This window comes from Fontibacillus phaseoli, from assembly GCF_003337355.1.
Taxonomy (GTDB): Bacteria; Bacillota; Bacilli; order Paenibacillales; family Paenibacillaceae; genus Fontibacillus; species Fontibacillus phaseoli.
Map to the genome: position 1 here is coordinate 85,580 of NZ_QPJW01000001.1, position 25,016 is coordinate 110,595.

At 51.3% G+C, this 25,016-nt stretch carries 15 protein-coding genes; 11 read left to right on the forward strand and 4 right to left on the reverse strand.

What is annotated here, in order from left to right; all coding sequences use genetic code 11:
* Nucleotides 1-573: 573 nt before the first annotated feature.
* From DFP94_RS00435 to DFP94_RS00450, 3 genes are all read left to right on the forward strand, one after another.
* Nucleotides 574-8,022, forward strand: coding sequence for a WIAG-tail domain (locus DFP94_RS00435; RefSeq protein ID WP_114494491.1), 7,449 nt, complete (start codon nt 574-576; stop codon nt 8,020-8,022).
* A 520-nt stretch (nt 8,023-8,542) separates the two neighbouring features.
* Complete coding sequence (locus tag DFP94_RS00445; RefSeq protein ID WP_245954400.1) at nt 8,543-10,747, forward strand: FMN-binding protein; 2,205 nt, start codon at nt 8,543-8,545, stop codon at nt 10,745-10,747.
* A gap of 144 nt (nt 10,748-10,891) precedes the next feature.
* On the forward strand, nt 10,892-11,848 hold the full coding sequence (locus tag DFP94_RS00450) for a 3'-5' exoribonuclease YhaM family protein (protein ID WP_114494494.1): 957 nt from the start codon (nt 10,892-10,894) through the stop codon (nt 11,846-11,848).
* Between the two features lie 91 nt (nt 11,849-11,939).
* On the opposite strand, the gene DFP94_RS00455 is transcribed toward DFP94_RS00450, so the two are convergent.
* Complete coding sequence (locus DFP94_RS00455; protein ID WP_114494495.1) at nt 11,940-12,281, reverse strand: cupin domain-containing protein; 342 nt, start codon at nt 12,279-12,281, stop codon at nt 11,940-11,942.
* A gap of 174 nt (nt 12,282-12,455) precedes the next feature.
* Between DFP94_RS00455 and DFP94_RS00460 the strand changes: the two genes are divergently transcribed.
* On the forward strand, nt 12,456-13,424 hold the full coding sequence (locus DFP94_RS00460; RefSeq protein WP_114494496.1) for a radical SAM protein: 969 nt from the start codon (nt 12,456-12,458) through the stop codon (nt 13,422-13,424).
* 447 nt (nt 13,425-13,871) lie between these two features.
* Here the strand turns inward: DFP94_RS00460 and DFP94_RS00470 are convergent, their stop codons facing one another.
* Entirely contained in the window at nt 13,872-14,654 is a 783-nt protein-coding gene (locus DFP94_RS00470) for a M15 family metallopeptidase (protein WP_220270880.1), read from the reverse strand.
* 161 nt (nt 14,655-14,815) lie between these two features.
* Between DFP94_RS00470 and DFP94_RS00475 the strand changes: the two genes are divergently transcribed.
* The 3 genes from DFP94_RS00475 (at nt 14,816) to DFP94_RS00485 (ending at nt 18,759) form a co-directional block, all read left to right on the forward strand.
* Nucleotides 14,816-15,745, forward strand: a complete 930-nt coding sequence (locus DFP94_RS00475; protein ID WP_114494497.1) for an ADP-ribosylglycohydrolase family protein — start codon at nt 14,816-14,818, stop codon at nt 15,743-15,745.
* A 900-nt stretch (nt 15,746-16,645) separates the two neighbouring features.
* The gene (locus DFP94_RS00480; RefSeq protein ID WP_114495714.1) at nt 16,646-17,077 is read left to right on the forward strand and encodes a MarR family winged helix-turn-helix transcriptional regulator; all 432 of its coding nucleotides are present in this window, start codon (nt 16,646-16,648) and stop codon (nt 17,075-17,077) included.
* Nucleotides 17,078-17,118: 41 nt separating this feature from the next.
* Nucleotides 17,119-18,759 carry a DHA2 family efflux MFS transporter permease subunit gene (locus tag DFP94_RS00485; RefSeq protein WP_114494498.1) on the forward strand — a complete coding sequence of 547 codons (1,641 nt, stop codon included), beginning with the start codon at nt 17,119-17,121 and terminating at the stop codon, nt 18,757-18,759.
* Nucleotides 18,760-18,842: 83 nt separating this feature from the next.
* On the opposite strand, the gene DFP94_RS00490 is transcribed toward DFP94_RS00485, so the two are convergent.
* Complete coding sequence (locus tag DFP94_RS00490; RefSeq protein ID WP_114494499.1) at nt 18,843-19,571, reverse strand: YceI family protein; 729 nt, start codon at nt 19,569-19,571, stop codon at nt 18,843-18,845.
* A 219-nt stretch (nt 19,572-19,790) separates the two neighbouring features.
* Between DFP94_RS00490 and DFP94_RS00495 the strand changes: the two genes are divergently transcribed.
* Complete coding sequence (locus DFP94_RS00495) at nt 19,791-20,474, forward strand: response regulator transcription factor (RefSeq protein ID WP_114494500.1); 684 nt, start codon at nt 19,791-19,793, stop codon at nt 20,472-20,474.
* Entirely contained in the window at nt 20,459-21,874 is a 1,416-nt protein-coding gene (locus DFP94_RS00500; RefSeq protein WP_245954402.1) for a HAMP domain-containing sensor histidine kinase, read from the forward strand. The genes DFP94_RS00495 and DFP94_RS00500 overlap by 16 nt, the downstream gene beginning before the upstream one ends.
* Nucleotides 21,875-22,202: 328 nt before the next feature.
* Here the strand turns inward: DFP94_RS00500 and DFP94_RS00505 are convergent, their stop codons facing one another.
* A complete protein-coding gene (locus tag DFP94_RS00505) occupies nt 22,203-23,393 on the reverse strand; it encodes an MFS transporter (RefSeq protein ID WP_114494501.1) in 1,191 nt (396 codons plus the stop codon).
* Between the two features lie 656 nt (nt 23,394-24,049).
* On the opposite strand from DFP94_RS00505, the gene DFP94_RS00510 reads away from it, so the two are divergent.
* Both DFP94_RS00510 and DFP94_RS00515 read left to right on the forward strand, forming a co-directional pair.
* Nucleotides 24,050-24,607, forward strand: coding sequence for a PadR family transcriptional regulator (locus DFP94_RS00510; protein WP_114494502.1), 558 nt, complete (start codon nt 24,050-24,052; stop codon nt 24,605-24,607).
* A gap of 113 nt (nt 24,608-24,720) precedes the next feature.
* Nucleotides 24,721-24,999 carry a hypothetical protein gene (locus DFP94_RS00515; protein ID WP_114494503.1) on the forward strand — a complete coding sequence of 93 codons (279 nt, stop codon included), beginning with the start codon at nt 24,721-24,723 and terminating at the stop codon, nt 24,997-24,999.
* Nucleotides 25,000-25,016 lie beyond the last annotated feature (17 nt).

Genomic DNA, 25,016 nt, shown 5'->3' on the forward strand with positions numbered 1-25,016 from the left:
AGTGTGGTGCGTGCGAGAGAGTTCCTTGTGGCAATCAACTGGATTTCTTACAGTTATTTTTCTGATTGCGGCTGGTTTTGGGAGAATAACTGCAAAACCTCCAGTTAAATTAGACCAATTGGCCCGATTTCAGCTTCAATCCGTTAATTAGCTGGAGATTCTCCAGTTAATGGAGTCGGAATCGGCCAATTGCGAGAATTACCTACATGTTTTCCAGTTAAATTCTCTGAGGACCTGGAGCGGACTCTGGTAGTGGGATCTGGAGCAATGGGCCGTGTGTAGCGAGAGAAAACATTCATATTAACTTTAACAGATGAGGAACGGACCAACGGACCTGAACAGTGGGGCAGTGGACAGCAAGACGGGCCTCGAATGGCGGCTAGTTAGTCAAGTTCTCGTACTGTATCCATGCAGGAGCCTTTTGCTGTTTATAGACTAATTGTTGTTGACCCGCTTTGCCGGCGGGATAATGGAAGAATTGCAAAGAAACTTTTCTGCTTTTTGATCGCGCTGGGAAGCGAAGCTGTGACAAGGGCCCAAAATTCCGCATATGATGCCTAAGACGATCATCTTGTGGCAAAGGAGAGGACGGCTCTGAAAAAGAAAATCAGAACCACGAAACCCAGCAGAGCGAGAAAGTCGCTCTACTATGTGGATAATCCGGAAATAAACGAGTTGACTATGCTGGAGGAAGGGAATTCCGGTATCAGAAGTGATCTGGCCAGAGAGATGAAAATTCATCAGTCTCTTCCTGTCTTGGAAGTTACGAACGTGGAAGAGGTGGAGGAGGAGGAGCCTTTCGAGGTAATGCCCGTGGTAAAACCTGAGATAAAACAGGAGGTGAAAAAAGAGCCGGTCATTATTATTGAAGAGGCTCCTGTACCGGTTTTTTCGAAAAAGGATCATGTAAAGGAACTGGAGACGCTGCTGGAGGAGAAGCAGTCTCCGGAAACTCAAGGGGGCATCATCTACACCGACGATTTGACGGATGCATCGGTCACGGGCGATAAAATCGCACCGTATACTATCGATTCCGGCAAAATCAAATTCGGGACGATCGGCTCGGCATGGCTGGCCGACTATGCGGTGCTTGGAAGCAAGCTGGCCGATGGTGCCGTCGTCGCTTCCAAAGTAGCCCCGTTGTCGATTCGGGGCGACCATCTGATTGACGGAGCCGTGGAAGGGAGAAATATCCGCGACCGGTCGATCGGAGGCAGCAAGCTGGAAGACGGCAGCGTCACCGGGGATAAGCTTGCAGACGGGATCATTGACGGCGGCAAGCTTGCGGACAACTCAATCGAGAGTCGCCATCTGAGCGAGTGGATCGTGACTACGGATCTGATCCAGGATCAGGCCGTAACTCCGGAGAAAATCCGCAGCGCCGCAATCCGTTCCATTCATATGGAAAACGGAGCCGTAGATACTTCGAAGCTGGGAGAAGCCTCCGTAACGGCTTCCAAAATTCGGGATGGAGCGATTACGGCGTCGAAATTGCAGGAAGGGGCCGTCGAGAGCAGACATTTGGCCGAGAATGCCATCACGGTTCGGCATTTGGCTCCGGGCATGATCAGCAATGAACATTTGGGCGCATCGAGCGTGGGAACCGAGCAACTCAGGGGCGGGATTGTCTCTTCCTCCCATATCGGCGATCAGGTCATCCAGTCCCGCCACATCTTTCCAGGTGTCGTGGAGTCCTACCATTTGAAGCCGGGAAGCGTCGGCGAAGTTCAGATCGGCAACGGGGAAATCCATGGCAGACATTTGGCGGATAAAAGCATTTTGTCCACGAAACTTTCCGACCAATCCGTCGGTACTTCGCAAGTGGTTGATCAGGCGATTACTTCATCCAAAATTGCCGACCAGAGCATTTTGCCGAATAAAATCTCCGATGAAGCGGTCCTGACCCGTCATCTTGCCAAATCCGCCGTTCATGGTCCGCAGTTGGCCCAGGAATCGGTAACATCGTTTCATTTGTCGCCCGGCTCGGTGATGGGCGAGCAAATCGCCATAGAGGCCGTTCAGGAACGCCATCTGGGACGTGGAGCGGTGACAGGCAACAAAATTGAGGGGGCGTCGATCTCATCGGCTCATCTTGCATCGGAGTCGGTAGCCGAAAGGCATCTTCAAAATGGAAGTGTTACGGGTTCCAAGCTGGCCGACGGCAATATTACGGAGAGCAAGCTTGCACCCGGAGCGGTAACCGGAGCCGCCATCGGCCCGGAGCAAATTGCTTCCAGGCATATTTTGCCGGGATCGATCTTCCGGCTCCATCTGGCCGAGAACAGCATTGACAGCAGTCTCCTTCAGGCCGGAACGATTAAAGAGGAACACATAGGCAGCGGAGCGATATTTTCCAGACATTTGCAAGACCATGCGATTACCTCTTTAAAACTATCGCCGGAGAGCGTCACAACCGACAAGCTGAACGATTTGGCGGTTACCGCCCCGAAGCTGGCCGAGGGTAGCATTGTGGCATCCAAAATCGCTCCGGGTTCCTTGGAATCCTGGCACATTGCCCCGGGGGCGATCCAAGCCGAAGGAGTGGCGGAGGATGCCATCGCGAACCGGCATCTGGCAGCCGGCGCAGTCGGCACGGAGCAGGTTCAGCAGGGTGCGGTACATGAACCGCATCTCGCATCGGAAGCCGTTTCGGAACGCACGATTCAAAGCGAAGCGGTTACGGCCGGGAAATTGGCAGCAGGCGCGGTAAAGACCCGTCATTTGGGGGAAAACAGCGTGGAGGGAGTTCATCTGGCGACCGGAGTCGTCGATTCCCGCCATCTGACCTCGGGCGCGGTAAAAAGGGAGCATTTATCCGGCGGTCTTCAAAAAGAAGGCCTGCTGCCGGGCGAAGGGATCAGCGGCGCAGATCTTCAGCCGGCTTCCATCCAGCGTGCTCATTTGCAAAAGGGGATCGTGGATTCCGATGTCCTGAAAGAAAGATCGGTGGGCGCCGTCCATCTGCAGCCTCAGGCCGTTCAAAGCCATCAACTTGCCGGAGCGGTGATTCGCAGCGAGCATCTCACGGAAGAGTTGATTGAGCCCCGCCATCTGGCGACGGGCAGCGTGAATGGCAGGATACTCGCCGACCAGGTGATCGAACCCCGCCATATTCAAATCAATGCCGTAACGGTCGCTCATTTATCTCCCGAATTGCAGCATAACGGCTTGCTGCCGGAGGCGGGGATCAGCGGAGAGGATCTTCAGGCGGGATCGATTCGCCGTCAGCATTTTCTGAAAGGGGCGGTCGATGGCGAGGTACTGCAAAACGAATCGGTAGGCGCTTTGCATCTGAAGCTCCAGTCGGTCCAATGCTATCATCTTATGGATGAAGCGGTGCAGAGCCAGCACCTATCTCCGGGTAATATTCAGTCCCGCCATTTGGCTAAGGCCATCATCGAGGGCGGCCACATTGCGGAAGGGGCGGTGCAATCCGGTCATATCGCGCCCAATGCGGTAACGGTGTCGCATTTTTCCGCCGAGTTGCAACGTGATGGATTGCTGCCGGAGGCGGGAATCAGCGGAGCAAATGTGCAGCCGGAATCGATCGGCCGCAAGCATTTGCAGGCAGGGTCCGTAAACGCCGGGGTGTTGGGGATCCAATCCGTAGGTTCGGAACATTTGCAATCGAACGCGGTGTACAGCCAACACTTGACGACTGGTGCGGTGCTGAGCCAGCATGTCGGCAAAAGTGTCATCCGTGCGCAGCATCTGACGGAAGACGCCATTGAAGGCGGACATATTACGAATGCGGCCGTGCATTCCGGACACATCGCACCTAACGCGGTGGCTGCCTGGCATTTGTCCGCCGACCTGCAGCGGGAAGGTTTGCTGCCGGAAGAAGGAATCGGCGGATCGGATATTCAGCCGGGGGCGATCGGTAGCACTCATTTGCAGGCGGATGCCGTAAGCGCCGAATCGCTGGGCAGTCAGTCCGTAGGCTGTGATCATTTGCAGCCTGAGGCGGTGCAAAGCCGGCATATCACAAACGGAGCGGTGCTTGAACAGCACCTTGGCGGCGGCGCGGTGCACGCCCAGCATCTGGCGGAAGCCACCGTCGAGAGCGGGCATCTCACGGAAGCGGCGGTGCAAGCCATTCATATCGGACCGAACGCGGTGACGGCGTGGCACTTGTCCACGGACCTGCAGCGGGAAGGCTTGCTGCCGGAAGAGGGAATCGGCGGATCGGACCTACAACCCGGTTCGATCGGTGGGATTCACTTGCAGGCCGGGGCCGTAAGCGCTGAGGCGCTGGGCAGCCAGTCCGTGGGTCCGGAGCATTTGCTGGCTGAAGCCGTGCAAAGTCGGCATATCGGCAACGCAGCAGTGCTCGGACAGCACTTGAGCAGCGCCGCAATCGGACCGCAGCATTTGGCAGAAGGTTCCGTCGAGAGCGGGCATCTCACGGAGGCGGCGGTGCAAGCCATTCATATCGGACCGAACGCGGTGACCACGTGGCATTTGGCGGGCGATCTGCAGCGGGACGGTCTGCTGCCGGAGAACGGGATCAGCGGGGAAGATGTGCAGCCCGGTTCGATCGGAGGCAGTCACTTACAGGCGGGAGCGGTGAACGCTGTAGCGTTAGGCAGCGAGTCCGTAGGTGCGGAACATTTGCAGGCCGGGGCGGTGCAAAGCCGGCACATCGGTACTGGAACGGTACTTGAACAACACTTGGGCCACGGTGTAATCCAGGCGAAACATCTGGGAGAAGACGCCGTTGAAGGTGCCCATATCGTCGAATCGGCGATACATTCCGGTCATATCGGACCGAATGCGGTAACGGCGTGGCATTTGTCCGAGAACCTGCAGCGGGACGGTTTATTGCCGGAGAACGGAATCGGCGGAGAAGATGTGCGGCCCGGTTCGATTGGCGGCAAACATTTGCAAAACGGAGCGGTAACCGCCGAGGCGCTGGGCCGTGAGGCAGTAGGTCCGGAACATTTGCAGACCGGGGTATTGCAAAGCCAGCATTTGACTGACGGAGCGGTGTTTGGACAGCATCTGGGCCATGGCATCATTCAAACGAAGCATCTGGCTGAAGGCATTGTTGAGGGCGTCAATATCGCGGAATCGGCGATACATTCCGGCCATATCGGACCAAATGCGGTAACGGCGTGGCATTTGTCCGAGGACCTGCAGCGGGACGGTTTATTGCCGGAGAACGGAATCGGCGGAGAAGATGTGCGGCCCGGTTCGATTGGCGGCAAACATTTGCAAACCGGAGCGGTAACCGCCGAGGCGCTGGGCCGTGAAGCGGTAGGCCCGGAACATTTGCAAACCGGGGTACTCCAAAGCCAACATTTGACTGACGGGGCGGTGCTCGGACAGCATCTTGGTCAGGGCATCATTCAAACGAAGCATCTGGCGGAAGGCGTTGTTGAGGGCGTCAATATTGCCGAAGAGGCGATAAATTTCGGGCATATCGGACCTCAAGCAGTAACGTCGTGGCATTTGTCCGAGGATCTGCAACTGAACGGTTTGCTGCCGGAGAACGGGATCAGCGGAGAAGATGTGCAGCCCGGTTCGATCGGAAGCGAGCATTTGCAGGCAGGCGCCGTGAACAGTGAAGCGTTGGGCCGCGAGTCCGTACGTTCGGAACATGTGCAGCCTGGAGCGGTGCAAAGCCGGCATATTGCGGAGAGTTCGGTACTTGAACAGCACTTGGGCCGCGGCGTAATCCAGACGCAGCATCTGGCGGAAGGCGCCGTTGAGGGCGCCAATATCGCGGAATCGGCAATACATTCCGACCATATCGGACCTCAAGCGGTAACGTCGTGGCATTTGTCCGAGGACCTGCAACTGAACGGTTTGTTGCCGGAGAGCGGAATCCGTGGAGAAGATATGCAGCCCGGTTCGATCGGAAGCGAGCATTTGCAGGCGGGAGCCGTAATCGGTGAGGCGCTGGGCCGTGAGTCCGTAGGCTCGGAACATTTGCAGGCCGGGGCCGTGCAAAGTCAGCATATTGCGGAGAGATCCGTGCTTGAACAGCACCTGGGCCTTGGAATAATCCAGACCGAGCATCTGGCGGAAGGCGCCGTTAAGGACGATAATATCGCGGAATCAGCAATACATTCAGGCCATATCGGGCCGCAAGCGGTGACGGCGTGGCATTTGTCCAGCGATTTGCAGCGGGACGGTTTGTTGCCGGAGAACGGGATTACCGGCAGCGATGTACAGCCGGGGGCGATAAGCCGTAAACATTTGCAGGTAGCTTCCGTGGATGCCAAGGTATTGGGCCGCCAGTCCGTAGGCCCGGACCATCTGCAGATGAATAGCGTATATAGTCAACATTTGACGATCGGAGCGGTACTGGAGCATCATTTAGGCCACGGCACGGTTCATTCACAGCATTTGGCAGAAGGCATCATCGAGGCGCGTCATCTTGCCGAAGGCGTGCTGGAGTCCGGCCATATCGGATTCAACGCGGTAACGGCTGCGCATTTATCGGCTGAATTGCTGCAAAGCGGTTTACTGCCGATAGACGGAATCAACGGGGCCGACCTGCAATCGGGTTCGATTGGCGGTGGACATCTGCAGGCGGGGGCCGTTAATGCCGAAGTGCTCGGCAATCAGGCGGTAGGCCCGGATCATTTGCAAACGGGAGCCGTGCACAGTCAGCACCTGGCAGACAGCACAGTTCTCGAACAGCATTTGGGTAACGGCGTGATCCTCCCGCGGCATTTGAGCGAGGGCGCAGTCGAATCTATTCATCTTGCAGAGGCCGTGGTGCAGGCGCATCATATCGAGCCGAATACGGTGACAGCGTGGCATCTGTCCTCCGACTTGCAGCGGGACGGCCTGCTGCCGGAGGGCGGAATCAACGGTACCGATCTGCAGCCGGATTCGATTGGAGGAAAACATCTGCAATCGGGGGCCGTTAATGCCGAGGTGCTCGGCAATCAGGCGGTAGGCCCGGATCATTTGCAAACGGGAGCCGTGCACAGTCAGCACCTGGCAGACAGCACAGTTCTCGAACAGCATTTGGGCAACGGCGTGATCCTCCCGCAACATTTGAGCGAGGGCGTCGTCGAAGCCGTACACCTCGCAGAAGCTGCGGTTCAGGCGCACCATATCGAGCCGAATGCGGTGACGGCGTGGCATCTGTCCTCCGACTTGCAGCGGGACGGCCTGCTGCCGGAGGGCGGAATCAACGGTACAGATCTGCAGCCGGATTCGATCGGAGGAAAACATCTGCAATCGGGGGCAGTAAATGCCGAGGTGCTCGGCAATCAGGCGGTAGGCCCGGATCATTTGCAAACGGGAGCCGTGCACAGTCAGCACCTGGCAGACAGCACAGTTCTCGAACAGCATTTGGGCAACGGCGTGATCCTCCCGCAACATTTGGGCAACGGCGTGATCCTCCCGCAACATTTGAGCGAGGGCGCCGTCGAAGCCGTACACCTCGCAGAAGCTGCGGTTCAGGCGCACCATATCGAGCCGAATACGGTGACAGCGTGGCATCTGTCCTCCGACTTGCAGCGGGACGGCCTGCTGCCGGAGGGCGGAATCAACGGTACCGATCTGCGGCCGGATTCGATCGGAGGAAAACATCTGCAATCGGGGGCAGTAAATGCCGAGGTGCTCGGCAATCAGGCGGTAGGCCCGGATCATTTGCAGCCGAATACCGTGTCCAGTCTTCATCTAATTGACGGGGCAGTGCTTGAGCAGCATCTCGGCGAGGCTGTGGTCAGTTCCCGCCATCTGCAGCCGGGAGCGGTTCAACCGGAACATCTGGCTGCTACACCCGTGCAGACGCTTGCCGGGCAGCCGGCTTTGCAGCAGTTCGGAATGTGTGCATTTTTACTGATAAAAAATGAGCAGTCCGTAAACATTACGGTCATGTTCGAACAGCCTTTCTCAAACTCGCAATATGTTATTGTGGCGATGACGAACCAATCGGCCTATTACGCTACCCTGAAGGAACAAACGCCGGAGATGGCTATAGTGGAAGTAACAAGGATTAAAGAAAGCCATATCAATTATGGCTTCATTACCTGGATCGCCATCGGAAACATCGATTAAAGGTGATAGGCAGCATCAAACGAATAGCAGGTAAAAGAAGGACAGCCGCCGAAAATGTTCGGAGGCTGTTTTTTCACGTAGGTAGAGGCGATGGTCTACTGAAGATGTTTACCAATTGCAGGAGGAATGCTGTATGGATGACCATGTCCAACTCGAATTCGAACCTATTTACGAACAGGATATCGGAAGATTGACATCGATCATGGTAAGGGCTTTTGACGAGGATGCGACCCGGATCAGGAAACTTACAGGTTGGAAAAGACAACGAAATAATGAAAGTGATATATGTTGCCACCCTTGTGATATATGGTACAGCTATAGATAAAGGATATTCAGTATCATAAATCGAAACCGTTGCTGGCGGGATTTTTTTTGCAATTAATTGTGAAAATTTTCACCTTATTGCTTACCGGAGCAGGCGGAGGATCGATTGGAAGGAAGGGGCGATCCATTTTAAATTGGTTTGACTTTAAGAGTCGGGTACATAACTTCTGATTTTAATTAAAGGAGAGGATTGCATTTGAAAAAGCTTGTTTCCTTAACAGTGTGTGCAACGATGGTGTTATCTTCGCTGGCATTAACGGTCGATTTATCGCCGCTGAAGATTTCCAACATCGACGTCGTATCCGCCGCCTCGGAAGCGGAGTCGACAACGAAAACGCCGGCGAAAGAATCGACGCCTGCCAAGACGACAACGAAACAGGAAACAAAACCGGCAACAAAACCGGCAACAAAACCAGCAACAAAACCAGCGACAACTAAGCCGGCTACCACGAAGACGACTGTTCCAGCCGTGAAAGAAACAGTCAAGACTACGTCAAAAACTCCAGTAGTTGCTGAAAAACCTCAAAATCCTTATCAAGACGGGGTATACGTTACTTACGGAACTGCCTATTCGAAGGGAACAGAGGGCGCTAAGGTTACGATCAGGGACGGTAAGGTTGCTGACGTAGAGCTTTTGAGAACCAGCACGAAACTGATCGATCGGGATGTGCGGAACAATTACAACGGGCTGTGGCAGGCTTATGAGCCTATGGAAAACAGTCTGCGCGGCAAAACACGGGAACAAGCCGCCGATGTTGACGTCGTTTCCGGAGCCACCCGTTCCGGCAACGGCTGGAAGCTGGCGGTGGACCGGGCGTTCGTAAGAGCGCTGGCAGAGAAGCCGGCAGGCGAGGTTTATTTTGAAGGCGAACATATGGGTGTGGACCCGGAAGGTAAATATATGGTGTTTGCCAACTACGACAAAACTAAACTGGTAGGCGTGAAGGTGTACCCTATGAATGAAAAAGGAGAAGCCATTGACGAAACCGCAATGACTCTTGAACAAGCAAAAACGGTGTACACGATTGCTAATGAATTGCTGTACCGGGGAACGAAAGCCGTTGCCGTTAAAGGTCTGGAAGCTGACTTTAAAGCTGCGGTTAACGCGTTCTGGGATGCCGAGCAAAATGCGAAGATCAACAATGACTCGAAATATGTTGACGGTTTCTACTCCGCTTATGGCGCTGCCCGGGATAAAGGCGTTGAACGTGCCGACGTATATATCCGCAACGGGAAGCTGGTTGACGTGAAGCTGTACAGATTGGGGGCCAACCTGATCGATCGCGGCGAAACCGCTTATGAAGATGTCGTAAAAGCCAATGCCCCGATGATTGCAAAACTGCTTGCCAACGGTTCGTATATCGAGAACTATAGCGATACGGATGCCATTTCCGGAGCAACGGAAAGCAGCCATAGCTGGAACGAAGCTGTAGAAAGAGCTTTTGAAAAAGCGTTGAAAATACCTGTAGGCAAAACCTATTTTGAAGGTACTTTTGCCGGGGTAGACAACCGCTCGCAGGCTCTCGTTTTGGCTGATTTCCAAGCCTACAAAGTAACCAAAGTTACAATTCATCTGTTCGATAAAGACGGCAAGCTGATTAAAGTGGAAAATCTGACCGAAGGCCAAAAGGCGCTGATTGCTTCTTTGAGTGATGGTCTGGTTAAAAAGGGCACGAGTCTGGCTCTGATCCCAGGTCAGGAAGTTGTTTCGTCGGCAGCTAAAGCCGCTTTTGCGGATGCACTGCTTAATGCGTCCACCGTGCAAGGCAGCTATAAAGACGGTAAGTTTACCGCTTATGGCGATGCTTACGACAAAGGAACCAACCGGGCGGACGTTACGCTGCGCAACGGAAACATTGTCGGCATTGACTTGTTCCGTGTCGGTGTCGATCTTCAAGACAGAGGGGCATCGGCTTATGCGGATGTGGTAAGAGCGATCCCGATTCTGAAGACCAGCTATCTTCAAGCCGTAACCCGTGAAAAAGCTGCGGATGTGGATGCCGTATCCGGCGCTACGAGCAGCAGCGATGCGTTTAAATCGGCAGTGGACCGTGCATTCAAGAAAGCCGAAATCGCCGAATCGTATAAAACGGCCTATGCCAACGGTATTTTTGCCGGTGCCAATGCCGACAAATCAGCTTATGTCATGGTTACCGTAGAGAAAAATGTACCGTTCAAGATGGAAGTATTCTATCTGGATGCGAACGGCAAGATCAAGGCTGCCGACAAGTTGTCGGCGGACGAACTGGCCGTGAAGCAAGAGATTGAAACTCCGACGACCGGAGCCATGCATAAGTACGCATACCGTCCGGCTGCATTTGGTGATACCGACTCGATCAAAACCTTGTCGGGCAAAGTGGTCGATGCTATAAAAGTGGCCCTTGAAGCCGCAGGCAGATAAAATTCCCCTGCCGTAACGAAATCCCCCCCCGGTTGCTAAGTGACCCGGGGGGGATTTTTGTTTTTGACAATTATTGTCGAACGATGATCTTTGTACCGAATCCCGTAGTATAATGAAACTATTACTTTTGTGGGGGAATCTAGCGTGACATTGATTAGACAACTGGGGAATCAGGATGAATTTGTAGGCTTTTACCTGCTCAAGGAGGTAGAAGTTAAACAGACCAACAGTACGCCGCCGAAGGATTATCTCGATATCGTGCTTTCCGATGCGACCGGGGAGCTGCCCGCAAAACTGTGGGACGCCTCTGCTGTCGATAAGGAGGCTTTTTTTCCGATGGGTCTCGTTAAGGTGAAGGGGCTCGTGCAAACTTACCGTGACAGATTACAGGTGAAAATTGGGCAAATCCGTCCTGCAAAGCCGGAGGACGGCGTGAAATTGACGGATTTTATTCGATCCGCTCCGATCTCATCGGTGGAACTCATTCATACTATAAAGCAGGTGATTGCCGGAATCGCCGATCAGGAGATCCGGGACATCGTCAGTTTTTGCGTCGGCAAAGTGGAGGAGAAACTGGAGCAGGCTCCGGCGGCAAAAAGCCATCATCATGCTTACTTCGGCGGGCTCGCCTATCATACGGTCCGGATGCTGGAGCTTGGCGAATTTATTTGCAAACAGCGGCCGTTTCTGAACGAAGATTTACTGAAAGCCGGCATCATCCTGCATGATATCGCCAAGCCGGAAGAGATGGTGGCCCAACTCGGCATCGTGTCCGAATACAGCGTGCAAGGCAAGCTGGTCGGGCATATTTCGATGGCGTCCAACTGGATTACGGAGGCGGCTGTCCGGCTGGGCATCGAGCTTGAATCGTCCAAGGTGATGGGCCTGCAACATCTGGTGCTGTCGCATCATAACCTCGGCGAATGGGGGAGCCCGGTTCAGCCGCAAATGGCGGAAGCCGTGGCGCTCCATTTCATCGATGCCATGGACGCCAAGCTGCAAATGGTGGAAGACGCCTTGAATACGACGCCGGATACGGAGGATTGGACGCCTTTTATCCGAGGGCTGGAGAACAAAGCAATCTACCGTTTGAAGTTATAAATCGTAATTAGGGGCTTACAAACCAGAAAAAGAAACAGCCTTATTCCGTTGTATGCGGCATAAGGCTGCTTCTATTTTCGGCTTCGTTCAATTAAATATTTTCAGCGTAGCGGGGTTCGGGTACCTTCGTCAGGATGACATATAAAGAGGCGGGGGTGTCTCCATCATTGGCGTAGGAGAATTCTTCGTCACCATGAAGATGGACGATCTCCCCTTTGGCAAGTCCAGACTCGGTTCCGTCAACCGTAACCGTTCCGCTTCCCTCCAGAGCCAGAATGTACACATCGGTGCCGGGATGGCGATGAGACGGTAATTTTTGTCCCGGCATGAAATTCAAAACGAACACCACGCTTTCCCCTTTTTGAAAGGCAATGCGCTTCGTAAATTTATCTTCTTGATAATCCTGGAGTGTGCCAAGCGATTTTTTTTCCATTGTGAATCCCTCCTTGGTTTTATTCTATCAGTGAATCCTGCTTCAAACCTTGATTCAGATCAAGTTTTAGGCAAAAAAGAGGCTTTCCTCATATTTTTATCCCGCGTCTGCCCTTATAATCGCTAGTGTTGAAACGCCCCGCGTAAGGGCGAAAAAACAGGAGGATCGGACGGAATGACCTATAAGGCTTTGGAACTGGAAAGACCGGAAACGTATGAGCTTGAGGGGCTGGAAGTAGGCGTGACCTCAAATTGTAATTTTCGGTGCGACTATTGCTGTGCCTATAACCGAAATGACGGAAACAGCATTAGTGCCGGGAAAATTATCGAAGTGCTGGAACAATTGCCGGGTTTGAAAAGAGTGCGTCTATCCGGCGGAGAAGTGACCCTGAAATTCCGGGATTGCGTGGAAGTTGTAAATTATTGTTCGTCACGGGGCATTCATACGCAATTAAATTCCAATGCCAGTCTGCTGGATAAAGGACGTATTGGCCAGTTGGCCGATGCCGGATTGACGAATATCCATATTTCTTTTAATTTCGTGAACGCCGAATCGTTTAGCGATTATTATCGGATTCATCCCAGCGTGTATCATAAAATCCGGGAAAATATCGCGCTTTGTACCGAAGCGGGGTTGGATACGGTACTGGAAACCTTGCTATTCAACGAAACCGAGTACCACATGGATGAAATAAGCGACCATGTCTATATGCTTGGCGTCCGCACTCATGAAATTCAGAACAGCATTGTGATGGATCACACCGGGTGGAAATCGATCGCTGCGCGGGAAGCTTTAAAGAGCGCGGTTAACGGACTGATCGCCCGAAAAAAAGAGGATATGGCCCTATATTTCACTTGCATGGACCGCTTTATGAATGAACTTGGATTCGCGGAGCAGCCGGGCGTCTATTTTCCCCATTGTATTGAAGGGAAGAAGCAGCTTCATTTGCACGGCAACGGAGATATCCTCATTTCCGAGCTGTGCCACCCGGTGATCATCGGCAATATCTACAATGGATCTTCGCTCAAGCATTTATACGAAGAAATGCCGGATCCCTTGCGTCAGTTTCTTGACCGGGAGCCCTGTCCAGCCTATGATGCGTTATTTCCGCAAAGCGACCGGATTGCCGATTCCATAGAATAGTTAAAGAATAGACCGGTTGTTGCCTGTGCAACTGCCGGTCTTTTGATTAGCGCTTCAACCAAGGTTTGACACCGGTCGCCCATCATTTTTGCAGACAGGGTCGCTGGAACAACTTAAATTATTTTACGGCCAGGTCTTGGGACTAGAGATTATTGAGGATATGGCTGAGCAGCCGGGTTACGCTCTAGATGGAAGACGAAGAGGATGAAGTGTGTTTTACTCATGGAATGCCCACTCAGTATATTTTCAAGATCCTGCGGGCAATATCGTGGAGTTTATAGCGAGGCACAATCTGAAAAACGCTCGTGAAGGTCGAAGGACGAGCGGAATGGATGGAGCTGTGAATAAGAATATGAAGTCTTGACTGATACGCAGCCCGGCTTTTACGTGAATGCGGAAGATCACGGGGCCGTCCGGGCCGGATCAGAACTTTTTTAAGCGAGCCGATTACTCAATGTCAAAGTTAAAATAGGTGGAGGGATACGGTTCATTTTTTAACGTATAGTGCCACCATTCCTTGCTATAAGGCTTGAAGCCTTGATTCACCATGGCGGTTTTTAGAATATACCGGTTTTTCCGCTGCTCTTTCGTAATCAGCTTCGTGCCATGGCTGGAAATTTCGCCTAGAAAGTCCACCCGGCTGCCCATATCGACCTCTTCGCCGGTTCTTTTATAGACGAGAGTCAGATCGACCGTGCTACCCCGGGAATGTCCGGATTTGCCGGAAAGGTAACCCAGCTTGAACAGATTCTTTTTGTCGACGTCCGGATAAAACAGGTCCTTCATCAGGATATCATCGCTTTTCTTGGACCAGGAGATGAAGTGGTTTACGGCTTTTTGCGGACGATAGGCATCGATGATTTTGAGCCGGTATCCTTGCTTGTCCAACTCCTCATTCGCTTTTTTCAGAGCTTTGGCCGCTTTGGACGTCAGGATAGCCAGCGGCGCTTCATACCCTTTAATCTGCTGCCCGATAAAGTTATTATCGCTATAATACCGGATATCATACTGGGCGGTCGGAATGACTTCATCCAGATAAACAAAGCCTTTCGGCAGTTTGTTCTGCTTGATGACGACAGGCTCCTCTATGCCCTCCGGATGAGGCTTGCTGTCCGTGGCGGCAGCCGCGTTGCTTTCACGGGTGAAGCTACAGGCCATAATGATCATCAAAAGGGATAATCCCATGATGGTATAATGTCGAAAACGGGGGTTAAGACCGGATGCGGACATGAATTTCACTCCTTTGCTTGGCTTGCTTGGATAGTTTGGTTACTTTACCTTGCTCTCTGCTACTTTGTTTTGTTTTGTGTTTGTGCTTTGGCCCAAACCCTGCTTCCTATGATTATATTATAGTGGCTTATACTACGAAACCTATTGGATGAGGTGAGAAAATGACAGCATCTTCACTTGACCGTTACAAAGGATGTCTGATCGGGTTGGCGGTAGGCGACGCGATCGGGACGACCGTCGAATTCCAGGCGCCGGGTTCCTTTGCCCCCGTGACCGATATGGTTGGCGGCGGCGTGTTTCAGCTCCGGGCCGGACAATGGACGGATGATACTTCCATGGCGCTCTGCCTGGGGGAGAGTTTGCTGAATAAGCAAGGATTCGATCCCAAAGCCCAGATGGCCCGCTATCACAGCTGGATGCGGCACGGCTATTTAAGCTCCACCGGGGAATGTTTTGATATCGGAAACGCCACCAGAGAGGCGATCTTGAATTTTGAAAGAACGGGAGAAGGCTACTCCGGATCGCAAGATCCTAATTCGGCAGGCAACGGCTCCATCATGAGACTCGCACCCGTTCCGATGTTTTATGGAGCAAAGCCGGAGAGTGCCATTCACTTTGCGGGGCTAAGTTCCAAAACAACGCATGCCGCGACGGAATGCATCGATGCCTGCATGGGATTTGCCGCCTGCATTCTCGGCGCGCTTTACGGATGGAGCAAGGAGGACATTTTGTCGGATAAGCCTATCAAGGAGTTCTTGGGGGCTGCTACATTAGCTCCGAAGGTGGAGGAAGTGCTCGGAGGGTCGTATAAAGATAGCGAACCCCCGCTCATCCGCGGTACCGGCTATGTCGTTAAATCACTGGAAGCGGCTTTATGGGCCTTCCATAAGTCAAACACTTATGAGGAAGGCGTTCTGCTGGCGGTAAATCTTGGGGAAGACGCAGACACGACAGCGGCGGTATATGGGCAGTTGGCGGGAGCCTTCTACGGCTTCGCGGCAATTCCCGGGCATTGGGTCAACAAATTGGCCTACGGCGATTTGATTGAAGACCTGGCCGAGCAGCTTTATAAGCATGCTTATAAAGGTTGAGGATGAAGGGTGCAATAATTTGGGTCAGTATAACATAGTGGAAGTTACAGAGGAGTAATGGGGTGTGGCTGAGATTTACAGGGATCCACTAAGGCAAACTGAGGAAACTGAGAAAGCTGAGGAAACTGGGGAAACTGAGGCAAACTGAGGAAACTGAGGAAGCTGAGGAAACTGAGGCAAACTGAGGCAAACTAGGCACACTAAGGCAACACTAAGGAACACTAGGGGACACTAGGGCACACTAACTAAGGCGCAATAAGCACACTAAGGCACGCTAAGGCATATTAAGGAACACATTAAGGAACACATTAAGGAACACATTAAGGAACACATTAAGGAACACCAGTGAACTGCTGGCTCTACTGGGCGCTCATATCAGCACCACTTAACATTACTAAACTCCACTTCATTTTTGCGCAAGGAAATAATAACTGGAAAACCTCCAGCTAATTTTGCTGATTTGCCTAAAATGCTGGGGTTAACTGGAAAACCTCCAGTTAATTTTGCGAATGTTAGGGACTTGTGGGCGGATAGGTTTAATTAGATGGAGGTTTTCCATCTAATTTTGATTTTTGGGAATATGCGGAACAATTAACTGGAGGAAACACAGTTAATTGTTCCCCGACGGCCGACAGCCGGCGGCTCGAAGCCTCCATAACAAGTAAATCAGCAAGCTATTCAAGCAAGAGGACTATTCCTCTTGCTTATTTGTACTTGGCATTGTTATTTGATGCAAAAATTCCCGGACCATTTCACTTGACTAGTTCATTCAATTCCATTATATTAGTAAATGCTTTAATAATTAAGTCATAATTATTTCAGTTATTTAATTAAAATTTTAATATAAGCAACGCAAGCGAGGTGCAAACAAAAAAGAAGGAAAATATGGAGGGAATCCAGTTGGTACAAAGGGAAACGCTGCTTGAAGTAACCACGATGTTCGGCACTCTCATTAAAGCCATTTCGCAGGAGTGGAACAAACGGGGAGGAGAATATAACGTAAGCTTTCCGCAGTTCAAAATGCTTCATATTTTGAATAAGACCGGACAGCAAAAGGTTTCGCATCTGGCAGAAAAGCTGGGGTTAACCTCGGCGGCCATCACAGGCCTCACGGACCGTCTTTTGACGGAAGGCTATGTTACAAGGGATCGGGACGAGAAGGACCGCAGGGTTGTTTACATTGCGATTACGGAAAAAGGGCAAGAAATTATCCAGACGATTACGGAAAATCACGAGGAATCGACGCAAACGATTTTCAATACGCTGAATGATGAGGATATCATGCATCTGAAGCGTATTTTTACGGCCATGCTTGACACTATTGAAAGATAGATAAGCATAGATAAACAGATAAACAGAGGTGGAGAGAGAAAATGGAACACTTATCATCAAAGCGCAAAGTAACGATTATGATCGCCATTATGGCGGCCATGTTCTTTGCGGCAATTAACCAGACGATCACGAGTACTGCGATGCCGCGGATTATTTCGATCCTGGACGGCATGGATTATTACACATGGACGATTAACATTTATTTGTTAACTTCGACGATTGCGACCGTGCTGGTCGGGAAACTGTCCGATATGTTCGGACGAAAACCGTTTGTATTGATCGGTATTTTATTGTTTATGGCTGGAGCCTTTCTTACAGGGACTTCCAACGACGTATTTCAGTTTATTACTTACCGGGGTATCCAAGGGATCGGCGCCGGCATTATTCAATCCACGGCCTTTACGGCGGTAGGGGACTTGTTCGCTCCGCGTGAACGCGGGAAATGGATGGGCTTCATGACTGCGATCTTCGGTTTTTCCAGCGTACTTGGCCCGACGCTTGGCGGATATCTGGTAGACCATCTGGATTGGCACTGGCTGTTCTGGATTTTCCTGCCGCTCGGCATCGTTGCCTTCATTATGATTCTTACCTTGTTCCCGAAAGTGGATCGCAAGCGTGGAGAAAGCATTGACTATCTCGGTTCGTTGTTCATGACAACGACCATCGTACCGCTGTTGCTCGCGTTTTCTTGGGCCGGTACGCAATATGACTGGGGTTCGGTACAAATTTTGGGCCTTCTCGCGGTTACTTTAGTTTCGGCTATCATTTTTGTGTTCGTGGAATTGAAAACCAAAAATCCGATTTTGCCGATGCATCTGTTTAAAAACGGCGTCGTTACGATTTCAAATATCATCGGATTCATTATGAACTTCGGCATGATGGGCGCCATGATCTATATCTCTTTCTTCGTACAGGGCGTTATGGGCATTTCGCCTACTTATTCCGGGTATGTTACGATGCCAATGTCTATTTTTATGGTCGTAACGAGTGCCATTACAGGCCAACTCATTGCAAAAAAAGGCAAGTACAAGCGCTATGCCTTGATCGGTGTACCGATCATGATTGTAGGTATGGCGTTGATGGTAGTTATGAACAGCGTCGGGATGGCGGTTCTGGCCATGATCGTGTTCGGTATGGGCCTTGGTTTGGGGATGCCCGTATTCTCGCTGGCTACGCAAAATGCGGTTCCGCATAAGGAACTCGGTGTGGTTACGGCTTCTTCCCAATTGTTCCGTAACCTCGGCGGTACGATCGGTATCGCGGTGATGGGTACGGTTATGTCAAACAGCCTGACGACCAACCTGACGACAGCGATGACGTCGGCAGACGCTCCTGACTTCAGTCAAATAGATCCGGAGATGGCGAAGCAATTGACGGCATTTGCCAATCCGCAAGCGCTGATGAACAAGCCGCTGATCGAGCAAACGCAGGCAAGCTTGCCTGCCGATGTACAGCCCTTGTTCGCGCAAATGATCGCAGGAATTCGCGATGCGCTCGGCGATACGTTGTCCGTCGTGTTTCTGACGGCTACGCTCGTACTGGTTGTGGCATTCGTTCTGGTATTCTTCCTGAAGGAACTTCCGCTCCGCACGACAAATGAAGCGGCCCCAACAGATGCAGCTCCGCAGGAAGCAAAAGAGGGTAACCAGGTTACTCATACAACGGCCGGAGCTAAGGCGTAAGCTAATTATTCGGGTATGCAGCAAGTAAAAATAAAGGGCAATGCCGAGGTCTTTGACCTTGGCATTGCCCTTATTTATTTGGTTTAGCGCTCCAGCACGAGCTCGAGTTGGACGGAAATGTCATTTTCGGTTTCGAGTACGACCGAATGCGGATTTTCCATGCCGAAGTCGGCGAAGGTTACTTTCGTAAGACCCGATAATCTAACTTGACCTTCCTGATACAGCGCCTGCCCGTCAAACGAGACTTCCTTATCGATCCCTTTGACGGTCAGTGTCCCGTTCATGGTGAGATCATAGATCGAACCTTCCGTCCATTTTGCAGGCAGCCCCTCGAAGGAGGATGCCGTAAAGGAAGCTTCCGGGAATTCCGCTACGTTGAAGAATTCCGCTTGCTGGATATGCCCGTCCCGTTGGCCGTTTCCGGAACTTACTTGGGTCATGTTAATCTTGCCGTCAGCTTTCATCTTGGCGGGTTCTTCCAGGTCGATAACCCAGTTGCCGCTAACCGCCGTATTTTCAAAATTAACGGTCTCCCTGGAAGTAGTGACCGAAAAATAAACTTTCGAGTCCGCGGCGGTCACCCATTCTCCATTCAACTGAGCAGGATCTACTACCGCTCCTTCCTGGTTGCCCGCCGCGTTGGCCGCGGCATCGGCAGGCGCCGAGTTAACGGTTGAGCTTCCTGCAGGAATAGCTTTTGTTATTTGTACCTGATTGCCTAAATAATGATCTAGAAATGCATAGCCGCCCGCACCGACGAGTAGAATTGCAGCAGCGCCTGTAATAATCCAATTTCTAGTTTTTTTGTTCATGGATTTATTCCTCCTATCCTGATCTGTTTTTTAATCTAACACCCTAATGTGTCGGGAAGATGTCCGAGTGAAAGTTCCACCGGATACCAATTTAGGTGGATAAAAGGTTTTGAGATACTTGCGGGGGATGCGAGGATATGTTAAATGATTAAATACGAGAATCTACGTATATCAAAAATAAGTTATTCGCAAATATTACGCGATTTAAAGGAGGATGCCGTGAAAACCGTACTTATTGTAGAAGATGAAGAGGCGATCTCACGCGTCCTTGCCGCCTATCTTAAGAAGGCAGGATTTTTGCCCCTCAGGGCGTCTACCGGGGCAGCGGCATTGGAGCAATTCGAGGTGAATGGTCCGGAATTGGTTCTGCTTGACCTGATGCTGCCCGATACCGACGGGATGGCACTGCTGTCCACGATTCGGAAAACCAGCGCCTGCCCCGTTATTATGCTGACGGCGCGGGACGGAATTGCCGACCGGCTGGCGGGCCTCGATGGCGGTGCCGATGACTATATGATTAAGCCCTTCGTTCCGGAAGAGGTAGTTGCGCGGGTAAATGCCGTACTGCGCCGACAGCCGCACTGGATTGACCGGGGGAGCAAGCGAATTTACGGCAATTTGGTCATCGACCTTGCCGCCAAGCAGGTTATGGTGAACGGGGCGGAGGTCGCGTTAAATCCCCGGGAGTTGGCTTTGATGTTGTTTCTGTCGGAATGGCCGAACCGGACGTTTACCCGGGAGCAGCTGATTGAACAGGTGTGGGGAATCGACTACGACGGCAGCGACCGTGCGGTCGATTTGTCCGTCAAGCGGCTGAGGCAATCGCTGTCCCATTGGCCGATCGAAGAAGGAGAAATCCGTACGCTACGGGGAATGGGGTATCAGTTGTGGATCAGAGAATAAATAAGAAACAAACCTCGATCTTGTCATACTGGACGATCCGGTATTTTATTATTTTATGTCTCGGTTTGGCCATCATCGCCCTGGCAGCCGTCTACTGGATCCGGGAAACGGCGATGGATAACCGGTTGAAGACGACGGGCCTGTTGGGGCAGGAAATTTCCGAGCGGGTAGCTGCCCCTGGCGGAGAGATCGTGATCCCGCCTGAATTTGATAAGCTGTTGAAAAGCAGGTTTGTCTATTTCAATTTGGACAAGAACGAACTCTGTCTGATTATTACCGACAGACAGGGAAATCTGATCTTTTCCCGGCCGGAGATCAGTGAGGGGCAAATGCGAAACAAACTGACGGATGACCTTGCCCGCTCGAAGGACCACCGGTTTCTCGCCGTGACAACGCCGATTATGAGCGGCAGTGAGCCGATGGGTCAGGTATCGCTGCTACAATCCAAACGCTCGCTTACTTACAGTCCGAATGAAATTATCTTGATCGCGGTGCTACTGCTTACGCTCATTCTGTGCGGCTGGATCACCCTGTATTCCTTGTCCCGGAAGTTGTCCCGTCCGATTCGCAGCGTGGCTCGCAGCGCCAGGCAAATTGCGGCGGGCTCGTATGATGTCGAGTTGAACGTGAAGACGCGGGAACGGGAGATCAATGAACTGGTCGGTTCCTTTAAAGACATGGCCTTACGGCTGAAGCAGCTGGAGGAATGGCGCGCCTTGTCGCTAGCCGGCGTTACGCATGAACTGAAAACTCCGGTCACATCCATAAAGGGACTGTTGCTGGCTGTACGCGAGGACGTCGTTAGCCCGGAGGAAGCAGAGGAGTTTCTCGATATCGCGCTCAAAGAATCGGAACGAATGGAACGGATGGTCGCCGATTTGCTCAATTACAACGCGATGTCCTCGGGCAGTTTGGAGATGCGGAGCGATCGCCTCGATGTGAAGGTGCTCGTTGAGGAGATCGTGTACCAATGGAAACTGGCGCATGAGAAAGATGAAGTCACCGTCACCGTGAATTCCGAAGACGGTGATCTGCTAACCGGCGGGGATGCGCTCAGAATCCAGCAGATTATCGTCAATCTGCTGAATAACGCGCTTCAGGCTTCAACTTGTGAGCGCCCGCTGCAAATCGGTATCCTGCTTACGGCGTGCGATAACCATATTGAAATTGCCGTCAGCGATAACGGCAGCGGGATTGCGGCGGAAGAACAAAGCCAAATTTTTGAACGCTTTTATCGCGGGGAATCGAAAAAACGCAAGGTGCGCGGCTTGGGGTTGGGATTGACCTACAGCCGTTTACTTGCCCGTGCTCAGGGTGGGGAGTTAAAGCTGGACAGCAGTTCGGATATCGGCAGCACTTTTGTGCTGAAGCTTCGGCATCAGGCCCATGTAGTCAATTAATCCGCTTCATTGAACAAGCCGTCTATCGCCTTTCGGGGCGAGGGACGGCTTTGTTTGTTACCGATGATTAGGAAGGGGGTGAAGTCGAGTAAGGGAATAGCGCAATCCGGGACCGGAACCGGAGGCTCGGTCCAATCTTAAGCGGAGAAAAATCAACTAGCTTAAGACGGTGATTTTGTCCGCCTCCCGGCAAATCGACCTTTATGAACAACATAATCTCGTTGAAGAACCGGGACATGTTGTCCGATTGCCGTTCGGCGTGTTGTTGTTCATTACAGCAGCTCAAGGCTTATGTTTGCCCTAATGTAACTTCTTCACTGCCAGGTTCCTACCCCTTATATCTAACGGTATCAACCCGGCGGATGGCTGGAAGAATGAGCAGCATATACAACAGGGCTACGCAGCCTACCGCGAGATAAGAATACTTGAGTCCGATGGCTTCGGTTAAGAAGCCGCTGGATACCGGACCGAGCATCATGCCGATGGAATAGGCCGTGTTATAAATGGCAAAGGTAATTCCATAGGAGGACAATCCGCTATTTTCCGATAATTCCGCAAGGGCAGGAAGACAAGGGGCGAGCACCATGCCCATGCTCACACCGAGCAGAACCAAGGATGCAGCTTGCATCCACATGGAATTGGGCAGAGCAGCCAGCGGTAGACTGATGGCAACCGCGACCAATCCGACAAGCATTGCACGCTTGTATCCGATTTTACTGGAAAGCTTGCCGATCACAGGTGTTGCAAGACCATAGGCTAACGTCGGGATGGCAAACAGCATACCGATCATGCCCGGCTTTGCGCCGAACTCTTGTTGCAGATGAATGGGAAGGGTTGGTTCCAGCACACTGGGTACCGCTGCTCCTATAATAACGACTCCTGTAATCAACAGCAGGCTGCGGTTGCGTAACAATCCGAACGGTGAAAGGAAGCTGCTCGTTTTGTTCTCCGGCAGATCCCGCAGCAAGAAAATACGGAGTAATCCGTCGACTAATGCCAATCCCGCTGCGAACAGGAACGGGAGTTGGTAACCTCCCAGTTCGTACAGCCAACCGCCGATCGTCGGACCGAGAAGAATGCCTGCCGCCTGACCCGACAATGCCAGACCCATAGCTTTCCCGCGTTCCTCAGAAGAGTACAAATCCGCCAGGATAGCCAAACCGGATGTCCAGGTGACGGCTGCTGCGAGACCCTGCAGGGATCTTGCCGCAATAAGCATCCAAAAAGATTCAGCGAATGCAAACAACAAGGTTGCCGCAGCTAAGCCGATTAGTCCCCACAGCATAGGGCCGCGTCTTCCGATACGGTCCGATAGGAAGCCGAAAATTGGGGTTGCAATGAACAATACGGCTGCATAGCTTCCGAAGAGAAGGCCGATGTCGGTTTGGGATGCTCCCAGGGAGCTGGCGTATTTCGGAAGTATGGGAACGATCATGCCGTAAATCATCATATCCAGAAATATCGCCAGGCCAACAACGAGCAAAGCAGCTTTTTGTTTGGAATTGGAATACGTGTTCATAGTTTCCTCCTTGTTTATGATTAAGTTATATAGATTAAGCATCCATCAATTGCAGTTGATTCTTCAGTTTTAAGCCGGCCTGTAGCTGGCAATGAGCGATTATGTGACTGAAGATCGTTTGAATATTTGCAGAGATTCCCCTCCTTTGCTTTTTGTTCTCCTGACAGTACTTTAATCTGCATTCAATTGAAGAATGGCAGACTCCTGCTGCTCCAAGGCAGCGTTGATATCGTCCTTGTCTCTTCCTCCATTAAAATCAAACTGGTGTAAAAAGTTCTCGGGAAAATAACGGAAGAGTTGCTGAATGCCTCGATCAGAAGCTGTTTGAACAACACAGCAGCTTTCGGGATGATGCTGTAAATCGCTCGGGATCGGTTTCCTGTTTGTTCCAACATTTGCGAAACAATCAGCCCAGCTTAAAAATCCAAGGATGATTTCTCGTAATATGAGGTCCTCCATCAATTATAGTAAAAAGTAAATACTATAATTTTAGTATTGATTTCTGTTAAATTATAGCAACCAGTTTGCTGCATGTAAAGTGAGTAACCGCACTTTTTTTGATTGTCTGATCTTTACAGATGCTGAAAACAGCGATACTATTATGGAAATATTCTAATTTTAGTATTTATTATTTACTTTTGAGTGGAGAGAGATTTATGACAAATGTGATGGTGCTTGGGTTGTTATTAAAATACGGCCCGATGTCTGGTTATGAGATTCAACAGAAAATGCAATCTGCAAAGACAGACAAATGGGCTTATGTGCAGCCTGCGTCCATTTATCATGCTTTGAGGAAACTGGATAAGGACGAATTGGTGAGCTTGCAGAGCTTGGAGCAAACCGGCAACCGCTCGAAAGCGATCTATTCCGTTACGTCCAAAGGTAAGCATGAGTTTGACCGGATGCTGGTCGATTCGTTTAAGAAAACTTCCGTTGTTTTTCCAACCCCCCTATATACCGTCCTGACTTTTATCGATGAAGCACCCAAGGAAAACATTATCCAAGCCTTAGAGGTCCAGCAGCAGGCCATCCGCAACATTTATGATGAAATGAAGGCCGGTCAGAAGGAGAAGGAGGCTTATTCCGAAATCCCAAAGAATGTGCTCATGATTTTTGAGAACATTTATGACCAATGTGAAATACAACTGCAGTTTATCGAGAGATTGAAGCAAGATTTGCTGAGTGAATTATCATCACCGGATAGCGACTCGTAATCCGCTCAGACGAATATGGAAAGCCGTACTTGCCTGGCTGCGAATTGGAGTTCAATCTGATCCCCCCGAGTGGATGGTCGTATGCGCATTGGCTCCATGGAAGGTCGAGGTGAATGTGGAACAAAAGCACTTCGGCCTTGGAAGTAGCCCGACACTGGTTTGCAGCAGAAGAGAAAAGCCTATGCAGTAAGGAAGAAGACATGCTGGACCGTTTTTTACAGAGTATGGATAGTGAAGAGCAAGGGGTAATTCAACAAATTCGGCACTATATTCTATTGGGACAGCATTCTGTGCTATCCTTTTTCTTTTCTCCCGTACAGGCACAGATAGGCGCTTACCCACATACAATTGAAGTGACCCGGAAGGAATGGTTAAAGGTTGCTCTATTGTGATTCAGCAGGAGGTGTCT

Bases quoted from the DNA above. Each gene is read 5' to 3' on its own strand.
- DFP94_RS00455 (WP_114494495.1), bottom strand. From the start codon at position 12,281: ATGGAAAAAAAATCGCTTGGCACACTCCAGGATTATCAAGAAGATAAA.
- DFP94_RS00460 (WP_114494496.1), top strand. From the start codon at position 12,456: ATGACCTATAAGGCTTTGGAACTGGAAAGACCGGAAACGTATGAGCTT.
- DFP94_RS00470 (WP_220270880.1), bottom strand. From the start codon at position 14,654: ATGTCCGCATCCGGTCTTAACCCCCGTTTTCGACATTATACCATCATG.
- DFP94_RS00475 (WP_114494497.1), top strand. From the start codon at position 14,816: ATGACAGCATCTTCACTTGACCGTTACAAAGGATGTCTGATCGGGTTG.
- DFP94_RS00485 (WP_114494498.1), top strand. From the start codon at position 17,119: ATGGAACACTTATCATCAAAGCGCAAAGTAACGATTATGATCGCCATT.
- DFP94_RS00490 (WP_114494499.1), bottom strand. From the start codon at position 19,571: ATGAACAAAAAAACTAGAAATTGGATTATTACAGGCGCTGCTGCAATT.
- DFP94_RS00505 (WP_114494501.1), bottom strand. From the start codon at position 23,393: ATGAACACGTATTCCAATTCCAAACAAAAAGCTGCTTTGCTCGTTGTT.
- DFP94_RS00510 (WP_114494502.1), top strand. From the start codon at position 24,050: ATGACAAATGTGATGGTGCTTGGGTTGTTATTAAAATACGGCCCGATG.
- DFP94_RS00515 (WP_114494503.1), top strand. From the start codon at position 24,721: ATGTGGAACAAAAGCACTTCGGCCTTGGAAGTAGCCCGACACTGGTTT.